Genomic DNA, 15,092 nt, shown 5'->3' with positions numbered 1-15,092 from the left:
GGGAGGGTACCGGGGTTACGGTCGTCGCGTGGAGCGCGACACGGTGGCGATCTACGAAGCCCGCGGGCGCCAGTGGGCCGCCCGGCGGGCGCCGGTCCGCCACGACGGCGCCGTCGCCTTCGCCGCCCGGGTCGCCGAGGGGGCCGTGCGCCTCGACGCCGGCTCGGGCGCCGGCCGGTACACGGCGGCCCTCGGCGCGCCGGTCGTCGCCCTCGACGCCGCCCGCACCATGCTGGGGCTCCTGCGGGAGGCGGCCCCCGCGGCGTGGCCCGTCCAGGGCGACCTGGAGGCGCTGCCGCTGCGCACCGGTGGGATCGCAGGGGCGTGGGCGAACATGAGCTACCTGCACGTCCCCCGCGTCCGCCTGCCCATGGCGCTGGCCGACCTCCACCGGGCCATGGGCGTCGGCGCCCCCCTCGACGTGCAGGTTCTGGCGGGCGACTACGAGGGCACCGATCTGCCCTCCGACGACGTGGGTGGCCGCTTCTTCTCCTCTTGGGAGCCGGACGCCCTGGTCGACGTCCTGGTGGGCGCCGGGTTCGACGTCGAGCACGTGGAGGTCGAGGGCGACGCCGTGCGGGCCCGGGGCACCCGCACCCGCACGCTGGCCGACACCGTCGGCGACGGCATGACGCTGCTCGTGTGCGGGCTGAACCCGAGCGTGTACGCGGCGGACCGCGGCGTGGGGTACGCCCGACCGACGAACCGGTTCTGGCCGGCGGCCGTCGAGGCCGGGCTGGTCACCCGCCCCCGCGATGCCGTGCACGCCCTGCGAGCCTGCGGCGTCGGCCTGACCGACCTGGTCAAGCGGGCCACCCCGGCGGCCAGCGCCCTGACGGCGGCCGAGTACCGGGCGGGCGCGGCGCGGGTGGAGCGACTGGTGCGGTGGCTGCGGCCCGGGGCCGTGTGCTTCGTCGGTCTGGACGGGTGGCGGGCGGCGGTCGACCGGCGGGCCGTGGCCGGCGTCCAGCCGGCGCCCTTCGCCACCCGGCCCGCCTACGTGATGCCCTCCACCAGCGGGCTGAACGCCCACGCCTCGCGGGCCGACCTGGTCGCCCACCTGGGCGCGGCCCTGCGCCTCGGCCGGGAGGCGGCCGCGGGAGCGGCGGTCAGTCCACCCTCGCCGGGCGGGTCGTGAAGCCGAGGGTCCAGGCGTCGTCCTGCGTCCCGTCGACGCTGAAGCGCCACGTCCAGCGCGATCCCGGGGCGAGTGGGAGGGGTCCCATGTTGATGGCCAGCGGCAGGTCGATCGGTGTCCCGGCGGGGACGCCCTCCGGCCGGCCGACCTCGAAGTCGCCCCGGATCTCGATGATCTGGGCCCCCTCGGGGGTGTTGAACGACGCCGGCCGGCCGTCGGCGTCCAGGAGGAACAGCTCCCAGTGGTGGGGGGTGCCGGCCTCGTGCCAGTCGACCTCGAGCTTGATGGCGACAGCGGACGGCGCCGGATCGGGGCCGGTGACGCTCCAGCCACCCCCGAGGATGTAGAGCTTGCCGTCCGAGACCTGGGCGGCATCGCAGAGCAGCATCGTCACGCGCACCGGCCCAACCTAGTGTTGACGGCGCCCGGTCGATCTCCGGGAATTCCCGTATCGCCCCGGCGGTTGTCGACTCCGACACTCGGGGACCACGGAGACGGGGGGACGGCATGCCTCGCATCGCAGGACCGGACGAGACGTCGGCGCCTCCCGGCGTGGACCTGTGCCGCATCCTCCACCCGAGCTCCGGCCTGCCCGGCCGGGTCGTCCTGTCGCTCCTGGAGCCGGCGGACGCTCACGGCGGGGCCGGTGACACCCGTCTGGCCGACGTCGTGCCCATCGACGACGACCGGCGGTTCGGTTCGGGGCGGCCGGCGAGGCGGCGTCCTCGGCCCTGACGGGCCGGGACGCCGCTCGCGGGCGGCCGTCGATCAGCCTGCCGTCGCCCGGCGGCGGCGGGCGACGAGCACCACCAGCGCGCCCGCCGACACGAGCAGGAGCCCGACCCGCAGCACCGTCCCGAACCCGAACCCGGTCCGGGCCAGCTGGACACCGGCCACCTGTGGCGGGACGGTCGTGGTGGGGGCGGCCGTCGTCGTGGTCGCCACCGTCTGCCCGAGGACCTGCGACAGGACGCCGAGGCAGTCGTGGACGGGGAGCGCGACCTGGAGCGGCGGGTTGCCCGGGCTGGTGGCCGTCAGCGTGGTCGCCGGGTCGTCCTCGCTGCGCTTGACGAAGAACTCCGCCCGGCCGCCGGCGGGCGCCGTCTTCGTCTCGCTGCCGAGGGTGACCGGGACCCCCTCCTCGCCGCTGTTGGTGACGGCCACGAGCACGCCGGTCCCGTCCTCGACGCAGAGCTGGAGCGGCGCCAGCTGCGGCGCCTGGCACTCACGGGTCCCCGAGATGGTGCGCTCGAACCCCCCGGCGCCGGTGATCCTGAAGGAGTAGTCGGCGCCCTCGGGGACGGCCAGGAACACGTCGGTGCTCGACTTCGGGGCCACGGTGACCGGGTCACGGCCCGCGATGGTGAAGATGCCGGCCTCGGTCCCGTCGTTCGCGAGCCGGACGAGGATCCCCTGCACACCGTCCCGGGTGGCGCAGTCCTCGGCGAGGGCCGCCACCAGGCCCGCCTGGCTGCAGTCGACGGGCGTCGCCAGGTCGAACTCCGCCCCGGTGGCCGCCACCGCCCGCAGCGGCACGGTGGTGTTCTCGTCAGCCGGGCGGAGCGTGTAGTCGAAGATGGTCGTGGCGCCGGCGGCGACGGCGACGGGCTGGGCGTTGAGCTTCTCCTGGCCCCGGAAGACGTCGAACGTCGTCCCGCTGCCGCCGGTGTTGGTCAGCGTGATCCTGGCGACGCCGGCCGGGCAGGCCAGCGCGGCCGTGGCGCCGGGCGTGGGCCCGGTGGGCGGGGGCCGCAGGCTCAGGGCGATGCCGATCCAGTCGAACGACGCCGGCTTGTTCGGGCTGCCGTCGCCCACCGACAGGGCCTGGACCGTCATCTGGGTGACGCCGGGCGGAACGGTGATCGTCCGCCGGACGACGTCGAACTCCGGCCCGGCGTTGCTGGAGAAGATGTCGACGAAGCGCGTCGTGTCGCCGGCGATGGTGACGTCCAGGGCGTTCGGGCGGAAGCCGCCGTCGGCCACGCTGGCGGCGAACAGGTCGAGCGTCGCCTGGCGCGCCGTGGGGGATGCCGTGAAGTCGAACGTCTGCGCCACGGTCGTGTCGAGCGGTGGGTCGAACTCGAAGTAGGCGAGGTCCTGGCCGTCGCGGACGTCGATGATGGTCTCGGTGCCGTCGTCGTAGATGACGAGGACGCCGGCGCCGTTGTTGCGGAACGAGAACTCGAGGCCGGACACGTCGAGGGTGTTGGTGCCCGCCGAGACCAGGTCCAGCGAAGTGATGTCGGCCCGGTAGGTGGCGGCGAACTTGTCCTCGAAGAACAGCCGGGGCCCGCCGATCAGCGTGCCCTCGACCGTGGTGCCCTCCACCACGATCGTCGAGTCGGGCTCACCGGTGTTGTAGTGGCCCTCCCAGTAGAGGAGCACCTGCTTGACGGTGGCCCCGGCCGGGACGTTGACCGTCATGGCCGCCGGCTGGGTGTGCATCCCCGTACCACCGGTGGCGACGCCGCTGCCCTTGGCGAGAGTGACCGACGGCGGCCCCAGCGTCTCGGTGCCGTCGGCGCCGGCCGTGGGGGCCCATCCGAAGGTGCCGACCGTGGTGGCGACGAGCGCGGCCACCAGGGCGGCCCGTGCGTTCGCCGCCCGGGTGCGGCGAGTCGTACCACCGCCGGGCGGGTGGAGAGGTGCGGTCATGACGAAGAGTCCTTCCCGTGGCGACGTTCGGGCGTGACCGTAGTCCCGCGGGCCTGCGGGGGCGCGGACTGGCTCGCCCCCGACGCCGTGGCCCGATGGCCTCGCTCTGCCCGACGGCGGGTTGTCTCGGAGGGGTAGCGGCTCACCCGGGCGGTGACGCTAGTTCCCGCCGCCTCGGGGCGCAAAGACCCGTTCGACGGGCTCGTCCTCAGCCGAACAGGAGCTCGCGTGCCCCGGTGTCGAGGGACGGGTGGCGCAGCTTGCACAGCGCCCGAGACTCGATCTGGCGGATCCGCTCGCGGGTCAGGTGCATCCGCTCGCCGACCTCCTCCAGGGTGCGGGGCTCGCCCTGGTCGAGGCCGTACCGCAGCCGGAGGATCTCCCGCTCCCGCTCGTCGAGCACGGCGAGCAGCCGGGCCAGCTCGCCGGGGACCGAGTCGGCCATCACCTGGTCGAGGGGGGACGCCGCCGAGGCGTCCTCGATGACGTCGCCCAGCTCCCCCTCTCCTTCGTCGGAGAGGGGCGCCGAGATCGAGATCGGCTCGTTGGCGATGGACAGCACCTCGGCGACCCGCTCGGGCGCCAGCCCGACGTCGGCGCCCAGCTCGTCGAGCGTCGGACGGCGGCTGAGGTGCGCCTCCAGGCGGGCCTGGGCCCGGTGGACCCGGTTGACGAGGTCGCCGGCGTGGACGGGCAGCCGGATCGTACGGCCCGAGTTGGCGATACCCCGGGTGATGGCCTGGCGGATCCACCAGGTGGCGTACGTGGAGAACTTGAAGCCCTTCTTGTGGTCGAACTTCTCGACGGCGTGGAGCAGCCCGAGGTTGCCCTCCTGGACCAGGTCGAGGAGGGGCAGGCCCGAGGCCTGGTACCGCTTGGCGATCGACACCACCAGGCGCAGGTTGGCCTGGCAGAACTCCGTCGTGGCGCGCTCACCGGCGGCGACCAGCGCCCGGAGCTCGCGCCGCCGAGCGGCGGTCAGGCGCCCGGCGCCACCCTCGGCCGCGGCGGCGGCCAGCTCGGCCGCCGCCGCCTGGCCCTCCTCGACGGCGCGACCGAGGCGCTCCTCGTCGGCCTTGGTGAGCAGGGGGTAGCGCCCGATCTCGTTCAGGTAGAGGCGGACGAGATCCTCGTGGGACTCGGATTCGATGCGCTCGGCCAACGGACTCCTGGTTCGTCGAGGTGGGGATTAGCACAACGCCTGGGGAGCCGCCCTCGTTCCCTCGCCGCCCCGGTTTGTCCCGATACCGCCGTGGGTATCAGGGGGCCGGAAAACGCACCGCACGACGACCGTCGGTGGTGCCTGCCGGACCGCCTTCCCGGGCGCCAGAGCCGGCGAACGCGTCTCGGGCGCCGGAGCATCCCCCTTTCCCCACTCCGGCGCCCGGGTCGCGTGCACGAGCCGGGCGGCAGCCCGTCAGCCGGCGGTGCCGACCGGGCGGGGGCGGGGTGGCGACCGCCGCAGCGGCGACAGGGAACGCCCGGGGCGCAGCGCCGGGGTGGGCAGGCCGGCGCCGTCCGCCATGCCGTCGAGGAGCTGGCGAAGGGCCTCGTCGGCACCGACGAGAGGTGCCCACCCGAGCTCGGTCCGGGCCCGGGCGGTGTCCATGACCGGCACGGCGAAAGCCAGGTCGACCCATCCGGGGGGCGTGGGCTGGAGGTGGAGCCGCCACGAGGCCGAGGCGGCGGCCCGCAGGGCCCTTCGGGGCACCCGAACCGGGCGGGCGTCCAGGGCCTCGGCCAGGCGGCGGCCGTCCAGGACCGGCTCGGCGGCGATGTTGAACGGCCCGCGGGCGTCGCCCAGCGCCGCCCGCCGGTACGCGTCGGCCACGTCGGACGTGTGGACCGCCTGGAAGACCAGCCCGGGCGTGTCGGGCACGGCCGGGATCCGGTCGGGCCGCAGCAGCCACCGGGGCACGAAGGGGCCGGCGAACAGCCGCCGCACGCCCGACGCCGCCTCCCGCTTGAAGATCAAGGCCTTGCGCAGGCGCACGACCCGCACGTGCGGGTGCTGGTGCTCGAACAGGTCGAGGCGGCGCTCGACGGCCGCCTTGTGGCGGGCGTAGAAGCTCGACACCAGGCCCTCGGTGGGCCAGGTCTCGTCCACGGCCCGGTCCTTCGGCCCCGGCGAGTAGGCCCCGATGGACGAGGCGTAGACCAGCGACGGGACACCGGCGTCGCCCACGGCGTCGAACACCCGGGCCGACCCGACGACGTTGATCGCCCGCAGCACCTCGGGGCGGTGCGAAGGCTGGATCGCCCACGCCAGGTGGATCACCACGTCGGCCCCCCGGAACAGCCCGACCAGGTCGGACGAGACCACGTCGGCCTCCGCCCACGTCACCTTGGGCAGGTGCCAGGTGGGCCGGCGCCGGGCCAGGCCGAGGACGGATGCCACCCGGTCGTCGGCGCCGAGCGCTTCGAGCACGCTGGTCCCGACGTTGCCGGTGGCGCCGGTGACCACGACGCGCACGCCCCGGGGCGAGGGCCCGGCGGTGCCGGGGGTGGCCGGGGCGCCGGCGGGAGCGGCTTGGTGGGAGTCCGGCACGGTCGCCGAGTGTCTACCCCGCCGGCGGGCGGCGGCAACGTGCCGCTTGGCCCGGCGCCGAGGCGGGTAGCTGAAGGGGCATGTCGACCGAACGCCACGACCTGCGTCCCGCGCCCGACCTGGTGGAGGACGGGATCCCCGCCACCGTCGACGACCCGCCCCACCTGTCGACCGAGGCCGTCGAGGGTGAGCCGGCGCCGCTCGACTTCCCCCAGGGGGTGGACGAGTGGGGCACCACCAAGGCGGAGGAGCGCATGGGCGAGTCGGTCCGCCGGCGCGCTGCCCGGGAGGAGCCGGACGTCCTGGACGTGCTGGACGAGCTGGAGGCCGACGAGGAGGCCGGCACCGGCGTCGCCGGCGCCCTGAGCGCCGAGGAGGCCGCCCTCCACGTGGAGGACGAGCCCGAGGCGCTCGGCATGTCGTTCGCACCGGACCCCGGCTACGTGGACGACGACGACCGCTGAGCGACGAGCGACGAGCGACGAGCGACGAGCGCCTACCGGGCCCTGCTCCGCACGGCCCGGGCGAGGGACGGAGCCAGCTCGCCGCGGTCGCCCACGGCGATCGTCCCGAGGCCGAGCCAGGAGGCCATCGAGGCCAGGTCGGCGGCCAGGGGGCCGCACACCGTCGCCGGGTCCGCTCCCGCCTCGCCGTGGGCGGCGTGGACCAGCAGGGCGCCGCCCCGGCGGTCGGCCTTGAGGTCCACCCGGCCGACGAGGCGGTCGCCGAGGAGGAACGGCAGCACGTAGTAGCCCCATCGGCGCTCGGCGGCCGGCGTGTAGATCTCGAGGCGGAGGTGGAAGCCGAAGAGGCGCTCGGTGCGCCGGCGGTCCCACACCAGCGAGTCGAAGGGCGAGACCAGGGCGGCCGCCTCCACCCGCCGGGGGGCACGGGCCGCCGGGTCGGCGTACGCCGGGGCGTCCCAGCCCTCCACCCGGGCCGGCGCCAGCGAGCCCTCCTCGACCAGCTCGGCCAGGAGTGGCCTCACGGCGCCGACCCGCTGGCGGTGATAATCGGCGAGGTCGGCGGCGGTCGCCACGCCGAGGGACCGGGCCGCCTGCACGAGCAGCGCCTTGCGGGCCTCGGTCTCGGGGACGGTCGGCCGGGCCAGGACGTCGGCGGGCAGGACCCGCTCGGGAAGGTCGTAGACCCGCTCGAAGCTGGGCCGGCGGACGGCGGCCAGGCGCCCCGCCCGGTGGAGCCACTCGAGGGCCAGCTTGCCCTTGCCCCACCCCCACCACGGGCCGCTGCGCTCGCCGGGCTGGCGCAGCGCCGACGCGGTGAGGCCGCCCCGCTCGGCCACCTCGGCCAGGATGGACTCGACGAACGCCGGCTGCTCGGCGGCGAAGCGGGCCAGCCCCGCCCACGTGTGCCCGGCTGCCGCCCGGGCCATTCGCCAGCGCACCAGCGGGTGGGCCTCCACCGGGAGGAGCGACTGCTCGTGCGACCAGTACTCGAACAGGGCGCCCTGCTCGTAGGCAAGCCGTTCCAGCACGTCCCTCGGGTAGGGGCCGAGCCGGGAGAACAGCGGCAGGTAGTGGGACCGCACCAGCACGTTGACCGAGTCGATCTGGAGCAGCCCGACCCGCCCCAGGACCCGGCGCACGTGGCGGGCGTCGACCCGGCCCGCCGGCCTCCGGTCGGCGAACCCCTGGGCGGCCAGCGCCACCCGGCGCGCCTCCGGCGCCGAGAGCCGGATCACCGGGCGCCGGCGACGGTCAGCGGCGGCGGCCCGGGCGCAGCACGGCGGACCGCACCAGCCCGGCGGTGACCGCCCACAGCAGGGTCGCGGCGACCATCCCCGCCCCAGCCACCCCGGACTGCAGCGGCACCGCGGCGGAGGCGGACACCGGCACCGGCGCCAGGGCGATCGAGGGCGGCGATGCCAGGCCGGGCGGCGGTGCGAGCGTCGGCGCGACCGCGGCAGCAGGGGCCGAGGTGGGCGGAGCGGTCGACGGCGGGACCGTCACCGCCGCCGCGGCCGGCGCCGAGCGGGAGGCGGCCGTCCGGGCGGCGGCCGCCGCCGGGGTCGCCGCCGCCCGGGCTGGCGTCGCCGGCCGGGCCACCGTGGTGGGCGGCGGCGGAGGAGGCGGCGGCACGGCGGCGGGGGCGGGCGACGGAGTCGGGGGCGCCGCCGCGGCGGCGGTCTCCGGGAGCCGGAAGACCTGCGTCACCCACAGGGCACCGTCGGCGGTGGCGACGCCCACCCCGACCTCGGTGAACGCGGCACCGAGGATCTCGTCGCGGTGCGTGGACGACGCCATGAGGGCGGCGTGGATGTTGTCGACCGTCCCTCCCGTGCCCACGTTCTCGCCCACCTTGACCCAGTTGACGACCTGGCTCCCCAGCGCCGGGTTGTGGTACAGCCGCTTCTCGGCGGCCATGGTCGCCGAGTGGCGCCGGGCGACCGCCACCAGGTCGTCCGCCACCGACAGGGGGCTCCGGCCGGCGGCCGCCCGTTCGGCCCCGATGCGGGCCACGAACGCGGCCTCGACGTCGGGGACCTGGGCTCGGGCCGGCGACGCGGCGGCCACGAGGGCGCCGCACAGCGCGGCGACGATCGCCGACCACGCCGCCCGCCGCGCGCGCCGTCCCGTCGCGCGCCCCCCGTCCCCGCCGCCGCTCGGCATCGGGAAAGACGATTCGACGCCCCGTCCGGGTGCTCCTGCCCCACGTCCGGAATGGGACCAAAGACCCGGACGCCGCGGTCAGCTCTGCGCGCGGCGGGCGTCCATCACCCGGGCCAGCGCCCCCGGCAGCCACGGGGTGTAGGCGCTCGGGCCGGCGGCGATGTCGGCGGCGAGGGCGCCCGGTTCGACCCAGCGCACCGCGTCCACCTCGCCGGGGCGGGGGTCGGGCGCCGTCCCGGCGACGCCCACCAGGAGGTGGTCCAGCTCCCGCTCCACCAGCCCGCTCGCGTCGTCGCGGGCCTCGTACCCGAAGGTGGCCACCTCGACCAGCTCGCAGTCCATGCCGAGCTCGTCGACCAGCCGGCGGCGGCCGGCGGCGACCACCGGCTCGCCCGGCCGCGGGTGGCCGCAGCACGTGTTCGACCACCGCCCGGCGAAGTGGTACTTCGCCGGCGCCCGGCGCTGGAGCAGCAGGTCGCCGGCGGTCGAGAAGACGAAGACGGACACGGCCCGGTGCAGCTGCCCGGGATCGGTGTGGGCGGCCAGCTTCGGGGACCGGCCCACCTCGCGGCCTTCCTCGTCGACCAGCACGACCTCCTCCCCGGGCTCCTCGTCGCCCGTCCCGCTCACCGGGCCGGCCCGCGGGTCGGCCTCGGCGGCGACCGGCGCGGGCGGCACCCGCTCGCCGGGGCGGCCGTCCCCCCGCAGGTCCACCGCCGAGCCGGCGGCAGCGTCGGCCGCGGCGTTCCCGCCCTCGCCGGTGGCGGGCAGCATCGCCCGCTCGGCCACCGACACCAGCCCGTCGAGCAGGGCCAGGAGGTGTCGGCTGACCTCGGCGCACGACGACAGGCCGGCGTCGACGAGCCGGGCCAGGACGTCGGCGGCGGGCGGCGCCGACGCCGGGCGCTGGGCCACGGCCCGGCGCACCAACGCCTCCACGCGGGAGAGCAGGTCGACGGTGCCGGACACGTTCGCGTCCACGACGGCCCGGAACCGGTCGACCACGTCGCCGATGTCGGGCCCGGCCGTCACCGGACCGGGGCCGCGCCGGAAGAGGTCGTGGCCCGAGGCCGAGTTCCGTCCCCGGGCGGCGCCCCCGTCGGAGGACGGGTCGGCACCGTGCGACACGGTGGCGTCTCCGGAGGCTGTGGCCAAGTCGGCCCACCCTAACCCCGACGGATGGGCGGAGCGACGGCGCTGAGACGCACGGAACGGGCGGCGCCAGGTGTGAATCTCGTCGCCGTTCGCCGCCGCCGGGAAGCCGGGAGGAGGATGGACCGTCGAACACAGCACCCGGGGAGCGCCCCGGACCTCCCGGATGACATCGACTGGACCGGCGAGGCGGCCCTGCGCAGCTGCCTGGGGGCGACGACCCGGAGGCCGCTGGGTCGACCCGGGGCGTAGGCGACCGGGGTCACCGGGTAGGAACCCGTTCGCACGCCGAACGAAGGAGGCAACGTGGCCAAGGTCGCATTCGTGCTGGCGGACGACTTCGAGGACTCGGAGTTCCAGGTCCCCTACGACCGCATCCGAGAGGCCGGTCACCAGGTGACCGTCATCGGCCCCGAGGCGGGCCGCGAGGTCAGGGGCAAGAAGGGGAAGGCGGCGTTCACGATCGAGGCGACGGCCGACGAGGTGAACGCGTCCGACTTCGACGCTCTGGTCATCCCCGGCGGGTACTCGCCGGACAAGCTGCGGACGTCGCCGGGCATCGTCAAGTTCGTGCAGGGCATGTTCGACGGCGACAAGCCCGTCGCCGCCATCTGCCACGCCGGCAGCCTCCTCGTGGAGGCGGACGCCGTCCGGGGCCGGACGCTCACGTCGTGGCCGTCGATCCGGACCGACCTGGTGAACGCCGGCGCCACCTGGGTCGACCAGGAGGTCGTGGAGGACGGGAACGTCATCACCTCCCGCAAGCCCGACGACCTGGATGCCTTCGTGGGGGCCGTGCTCGCCCGGCTGTGACCGCTGGGCTCCGCGACGTCAGCGGTGGCTGTGCGGACCGGGCCGGGTGACGGTCACGCCACCGCGCCGGAGTGGGGCAGGGCCAGCCGCTCGTAGCGCCCGAGGAACCGGGTGAGCGCCCGTCTGGACCGGCGGACGGCGGCCGCCTGGGCCTGGAGCTGGTCGCCCCCGGCGGCGGTCAGCTCGTAGGTGCGGCGGGCGGGCCCGCTCCCCCCCGTGTCCCACCTGGACTCCACGAGGCCGCGCTCCTCCATCGAGCGCAGCGTCCGGTAGATCCGCCCGAGGTCGGGGACGTCGAGGTCGAGCTCGGCGAGCGACCGCTTCAGCTGGTAGCCGTAGGCGGGCCGCTCGGCGAGCGAGAGCAGCAGGCACGCCTCCAGGTGGTCAAGGTGGGGACCGGCTGCGACGGAGATCATGCGCCGGACCCTACGGACCGAGGGTTACACGCGGGTTCGGCGCGGGTGTCCGTCCGGTGAAACGTCGCTCACACCGTGAGCAGGTCGGCGAAGGCGGTGGGATCCACGGCCGACACGTCGCCCGCGTGCACGACCAGCCCGCCCTCCATGACGGCGTAGCGCTGGGCCAGGCGGAGGGCGAACTCCACGTACTGCTCCACCAGCAGGATCGTCATCCCGGCGGCGTGGAGGCGGGCGATGGCGTCCTCGATCTCGAGGATGATCGACGGCTGGATGCCTTCGGTCGGCTCGTCGAGGATCAGCAGCGCCGGCCGGCCGACCAACGCGCGGGCGATGGCGAGCTGCTGGGCCTGGCCGCCCGAGAGCAGGCCGGCCGGGCGGTCGAGCAGCGTGCGCAGGGCGGGGAAGACGTCCAGCGCCTCGTCGACCGCCGCCGGGTCCGCGCCGCGGTCCCGCTCCAGCACGACGACCAGGTTCTCCCTGGCGGTGAGATGGGGGAACACCTGGTGACCCTGGGGAACGTACCCGATGCCGGCCCGGGCCCGCTGGGGCGTGGAGAGGCGGGTCACGTCCCGGCCGTCGACCCTGACGTGCCCGGACCGCAGGGGCAGGAGGCCCATGACCCCGTTGAGGAGGGTGGTCTTCCCCACGCCGTTGCGGCCCATGAGGCACGTCACCCGACCGCGGGGGACTTCCAGGCTCACCCCGGACACCACCTCGGCCCGGCCGTAGGCGATGCGGACGTCCTGGAGCTCGAGGTTCACCGCTCGTCCGTCCCGCTCGCCAGCGTCACGGCCTCCAGGACGGGGTCGGCCACCGGCGATGCCAGGGCGCCCGACCGCTCGTCGCGCGACCTTCCGAGGTAGACCTCCCGCACGACGGGGTCCGCCTGCACCTCGTCGACGGTGCCCTCCGACACGACGCGGCCCTCGTGCATGACCGTCACCCGCCGGGCGAACCGGCGCAGGAACGCCATGTCGTGCTCGATGACCACCACGGTGTGGTCGCCGGCCAGCTCGCTCAGCAGGGCGCCGGTGTCGAGACGCTCCTGGGGGCTCATCCCCGCCACCGGCTCGTCGAGCAGCAGCAGCTTGGGCCCCTGCACCAGCAGCATGCCGATCTCGAGCCACTGCTTCTGGCCGTGGCTGAGGGCGGCGGCGGGCCGGTCGGCGGCGGCGACCAGGCCCACGCGCTCCAAGGTCGCGGCCACCCCCTCGGTGACCGAGCGTCGCCGGCGCAGCATCCCGAGCGCCGACCGGCGGAACGACTCGGCCAGGTCGAGGTTCTCGACGACGCTGAGGGTGTCGAAGACGGTGGGCGTCTGGAAGCTGCGCCCGATCCCGAGCCGCACCCGCCGGTGCTCGGGCATGCCGTTCAGCCGTCGGCCCTCGAACGAGACGTCGCCCGCCGACGGCCTGGTGAGCCCGGAGATGCAGTCCACCAGCGTGGTCTTGCCCGCACCGTTCGGGCCGATGAGGAACCGCAGCTCGCCCCGTTCGACGGCGAAGTCGATTCCGTCGAGCGCCCGGAACCCGTCGAACTCCACCGTGAGGCCGCGGACATCGAGCTCCGCGGTCACGCCTCCACCGCCGGCTCCAGCCCCAGCACCGGCCCTTCGCCCGCATGCCGTCGCCGGGACCCGGTCGCGACCGCCGCCAGCCAGCCCCAGGCCGACCTGGCGATGCCCGCCAGGCCGCCCGGTGCGAAGGCCAGGACCCCGACGAAGAGCAGGCCCTGGAGGTACTGCCAGTCGTCCGGGCGGGCCGTGCTCACCTCGACCCGCGTCCAGTTCACGACGAGGGCGCCGAGGACCGCTCCCCACAGCGTCCCCCGCCCGCCGACCGCCACCCAGCAGACCATGAGGATGGAGGGCACGGCGTCGAACTGCCCGGGCGACACGATGCCGAAGACGGGCGCGGCCACGGCGCCGGCCAGGCCGGCCATGCCGGCCGCCACCGCGAACCCGAAGGTCTTCACCAGGGCGGGGTCGTATCCGAGGAAGCGCACCCGGTCCTCGCTGTCGCGGGTGGCCTGGAGCAGCTTGCCGTAGCGGCTGCGGACCACCTTCATGGCGACGGCCAGCACCACGAGGAGCCCGCCGGCAGCGACCTGGAACAACCACGTGCTCGTGGACGGCGCGTACTTGTTGCGGCCGAACACGGTGGTGAACCCGGTGAGCCCGTTGAACCCCGCCGTCAGCTCCAGGTTGCCGACGAGGACGAGGGCGAAGATCACCGCCGTGGCCTGGGTGAGCAGGGCGAAGAACGGTCCGCGGATCCGCCGCTTGAAGACGAGGAGACCGAGCAGGGCCGCGATCAGCACCGGGACGAGGACGGCCACGGCCGCCGAGACCCAGAAGCTCCGGAACGGGCGCCACAGCGCGGGCAGCTCGGTGTAGTCGCTGTAGAGGCTCATGAACGACGGGAGGGAACCGTCCGGGACCTGCTCGAGCGACAGGTGCATGCCCATGGCGTACGCACCGAGGCCGAAGAACAGGCCCTGGCCGAGGACGAGCATCCCGCCGTAGCCCCACGCCACGTCGAGGCCGACGGCGACCATGGCGTAGCAGAGCCACTCCGCCCACGTCCTCACGTCGGTGGGGCCGCCCAGCATCCCCGGGAGGGCGAAGAGGACGCCGGCGAAGGCGAGGAAGGCGAGGCGGCCCGCCCACGGGCTCGAGGCCCGCGGCGCGAGCGCGGACAGGGGCGTGCGGCGGGGTGGAGCGGGTGCGGCTCCGGCCAGCTGGTCCTCGGCCGCCTCGACCACCTCGGCCGGGGCTTCGGCGATCTCGCTCATGTCGCCAGGCCCCTCGTCCGGAACGACACGATGCCGTTGGGCCGCAACTGGAGGAACAGGATCACGAACGCGAAGACGGCGGCGCGTCCGATGGTGGACGAGGTGGAACGCTCCACGAAGGCGTTCAGGGTCCCCAGCATGAGGGCGGCGAGCACGGCGCCCCGCAGCTTCCCGAAGCCGCCCACGATGACGACGAGGAAGGCGCTCAGGATGTAGGCCGTGCCCGTGCTGGTCCCGATCGGACCGATGAGCGACACCGCCACGCCCGCGATGCCGGCCAGCCCCGACCCGAGGAAGAACGTGGTGGCGTCGACCCGGGAGGTGCGCAGGCCGCTGACCGCGGCCAGGTCGCGGTTCTGCATGACCGCCCGCATCCGGCGCCCGGCGGCCAGGCGGGACATGAACACCCACACGGCGGCCATGGTCACGACGACGGTGAGGAGCACGAACAGGCGGGTGTGGGTGAGGGTGACGCCGAACACGTGCCACTGGCCGCGGAGCCACGTCGGCGTCACGACGTCCTTGTTGTTGGCGCCGAACAGGTCCCGGGCCGCCTGCTGGAGGACGAGGCTCATGCCGAACGTCACCAGCAGGGTGTCGAGTGGCCGCCCGTACATCCGGCGCAGCAGCAGCCGGTCCATCGCCACGCCCATCAGGCCGCCGGCCACGAAGGCCATCGGGAAGGCGATGAGCACGGCGGCGCCCTTCGCCCCCGCGAGCACCGACGTCTGCAGGACGTACGGCACGTAGGCGCCGGCCATGATCATCTCGCCGTGGGCCATGTTGATCACGCCCATCTGCCCGAACGTGAAGGTGAGGCCGAGCCCGACCACCAGGAGGATCGAGGCGAGCGTCATCCCGATGTAGAGGTTCCCGACGAAGGTCTCCATGGCGGCCTCTCGTGCAAGGGGCCGGGGGCGTCGCCCGGGTGGGCGGGCGACCCC

The 15,092-nt window shown here is 75.1% G+C and carries 16 protein-coding genes; 4 read left to right on the top strand and 12 right to left on the bottom strand.

The window, feature by feature from the left end; translation table 11 throughout:
* The first annotated feature begins 28 nt into the window (after nt 1-28).
* Nucleotides 29-1,138: a uracil-DNA glycosylase family protein gene (locus VM242_01905; GenBank protein HVM03901.1), complete on the top strand. Its 1,110-nt coding sequence runs from the start codon at nt 29-31 to the stop codon at nt 1,136-1,138.
* Here VM242_01905 and VM242_01900 read toward each other — a convergent pair.
* Nucleotides 1,110-1,538 (bottom strand): hypothetical protein, encoded by a 429-nt coding sequence (locus tag VM242_01900; protein HVM03900.1) that lies wholly within the window; start codon nt 1,536-1,538, stop codon nt 1,110-1,112. The two genes, VM242_01905 and VM242_01900, sit on opposite strands and share 29 nt — an antisense overlap.
* 107 nt (nt 1,539-1,645) lie before the next feature.
* On the opposite strand from VM242_01900, the gene VM242_01895 reads away from it, so the two are divergent.
* Nucleotides 1,646-1,873 carry a hypothetical protein gene (locus tag VM242_01895; GenBank protein ID HVM03899.1) on the top strand — a complete coding sequence of 76 codons (228 nt, stop codon included), beginning with the start codon at nt 1,646-1,648 and terminating at the stop codon, nt 1,871-1,873.
* Nucleotides 1,874-1,906: 33 nt separating this feature from the next.
* On the opposite strand, the gene VM242_01890 is transcribed toward VM242_01895, so the two are convergent.
* The 3 genes from VM242_01890 to VM242_01880 all read right to left on the bottom strand — a co-directional run bounded on the left by VM242_01890 (nt 1,907) and on the right by VM242_01880 (nt 6,341).
* Nucleotides 1,907-3,793 (bottom strand): hypothetical protein, encoded by a 1,887-nt coding sequence (locus VM242_01890; protein ID HVM03898.1) that lies wholly within the window; start codon nt 3,791-3,793, stop codon nt 1,907-1,909.
* Between the two features lie 208 nt (nt 3,794-4,001).
* Complete coding sequence (locus tag VM242_01885; protein HVM03897.1) at nt 4,002-4,955, bottom strand: sigma-70 family RNA polymerase sigma factor; 954 nt, start codon at nt 4,953-4,955, stop codon at nt 4,002-4,004.
* A gap of 255 nt (nt 4,956-5,210) precedes the next feature.
* A complete protein-coding gene (locus VM242_01880; protein HVM03896.1) occupies nt 5,211-6,341 on the bottom strand; it encodes an NAD-dependent epimerase/dehydratase family protein in 1,131 nt (376 codons plus the stop codon).
* A gap of 80 nt (nt 6,342-6,421) precedes the next feature.
* On the opposite strand from VM242_01880, the gene VM242_01875 reads away from it, so the two are divergent.
* Complete coding sequence (locus tag VM242_01875) at nt 6,422-6,805, top strand: hypothetical protein (GenBank protein ID HVM03895.1); 384 nt, start codon at nt 6,422-6,424, stop codon at nt 6,803-6,805.
* A gap of 32 nt (nt 6,806-6,837) precedes the next feature.
* Here VM242_01875 and VM242_01870 read toward each other — a convergent pair whose 3' ends face one another.
* From VM242_01870 to idi, 3 genes are all read right to left on the bottom strand, one after another.
* Nucleotides 6,838-8,043 carry a crosslink repair DNA glycosylase YcaQ family protein gene (locus tag VM242_01870; GenBank protein HVM03894.1) on the bottom strand — a complete coding sequence of 402 codons (1,206 nt, stop codon included), beginning with the start codon at nt 8,041-8,043 and terminating at the stop codon, nt 6,838-6,840.
* A 16-nt stretch (nt 8,044-8,059) separates the two neighbouring features.
* Nucleotides 8,060-8,971, bottom strand: coding sequence for a CAP domain-containing protein (locus tag VM242_01865; GenBank protein ID HVM03893.1), 912 nt, complete (start codon nt 8,969-8,971; stop codon nt 8,060-8,062).
* A 78-nt stretch (nt 8,972-9,049) separates the two neighbouring features.
* On the bottom strand, nt 9,050-10,126 hold the full coding sequence (gene idi / locus VM242_01860; protein HVM03892.1) for an isopentenyl-diphosphate Delta-isomerase: 1,077 nt from the start codon (nt 10,124-10,126) through the stop codon (nt 9,050-9,052).
* 303 nt (nt 10,127-10,429) lie between these two features.
* On the opposite strand from idi, the gene VM242_01855 reads away from it, so the two are divergent.
* Nucleotides 10,430-10,936, top strand: a complete 507-nt coding sequence (locus VM242_01855; GenBank protein ID HVM03891.1) for a type 1 glutamine amidotransferase domain-containing protein — start codon at nt 10,430-10,432, stop codon at nt 10,934-10,936.
* 53 nt (nt 10,937-10,989) lie between these two features.
* On the opposite strand, the gene VM242_01850 is transcribed toward VM242_01855, so the two are convergent.
* The 5 genes from VM242_01850 to urtB all read right to left on the bottom strand — a co-directional run bounded on the left by VM242_01850 (nt 10,990) and on the right by urtB (nt 15,038).
* Nucleotides 10,990-11,352, bottom strand: coding sequence for a PadR family transcriptional regulator (locus tag VM242_01850; protein ID HVM03890.1), 363 nt, complete (start codon nt 11,350-11,352; stop codon nt 10,990-10,992).
* 68 nt (nt 11,353-11,420) lie between these two features.
* Complete coding sequence (gene urtE, locus VM242_01845; GenBank protein ID HVM03889.1) at nt 11,421-12,116, bottom strand: urea ABC transporter ATP-binding subunit UrtE; 696 nt, start codon at nt 12,114-12,116, stop codon at nt 11,421-11,423.
* A complete protein-coding gene (urtD, locus tag VM242_01840) occupies nt 12,113-12,931 on the bottom strand; it encodes an urea ABC transporter ATP-binding protein UrtD (protein ID HVM03888.1) in 819 nt (272 codons plus the stop codon). The genes urtE and urtD overlap by 4 nt, the downstream gene beginning before the upstream one ends.
* Nucleotides 12,928-14,148 (bottom strand): urea ABC transporter permease subunit UrtC, encoded by a 1,221-nt coding sequence (urtC, locus tag VM242_01835; GenBank protein HVM03887.1) that lies wholly within the window; start codon nt 14,146-14,148, stop codon nt 12,928-12,930. Before urtC ends, urtD begins: the two co-directional genes overlap by 4 nt.
* Complete coding sequence (urtB, locus tag VM242_01830; GenBank protein HVM03886.1) at nt 14,145-15,038, bottom strand: urea ABC transporter permease subunit UrtB; 894 nt, start codon at nt 15,036-15,038, stop codon at nt 14,145-14,147. Before urtB ends, urtC begins: the two co-directional genes overlap by 4 nt.
* Nucleotides 15,039-15,092 lie beyond the last annotated feature (54 nt).

The organism is Acidimicrobiales bacterium (assembly GCA_035540975.1).
In the GTDB taxonomy this organism is placed as follows: domain Bacteria; phylum Actinomycetota; class Acidimicrobiia; order Acidimicrobiales.
This window is presented reverse-complemented; position numbering and strand designations above follow the sequence as displayed.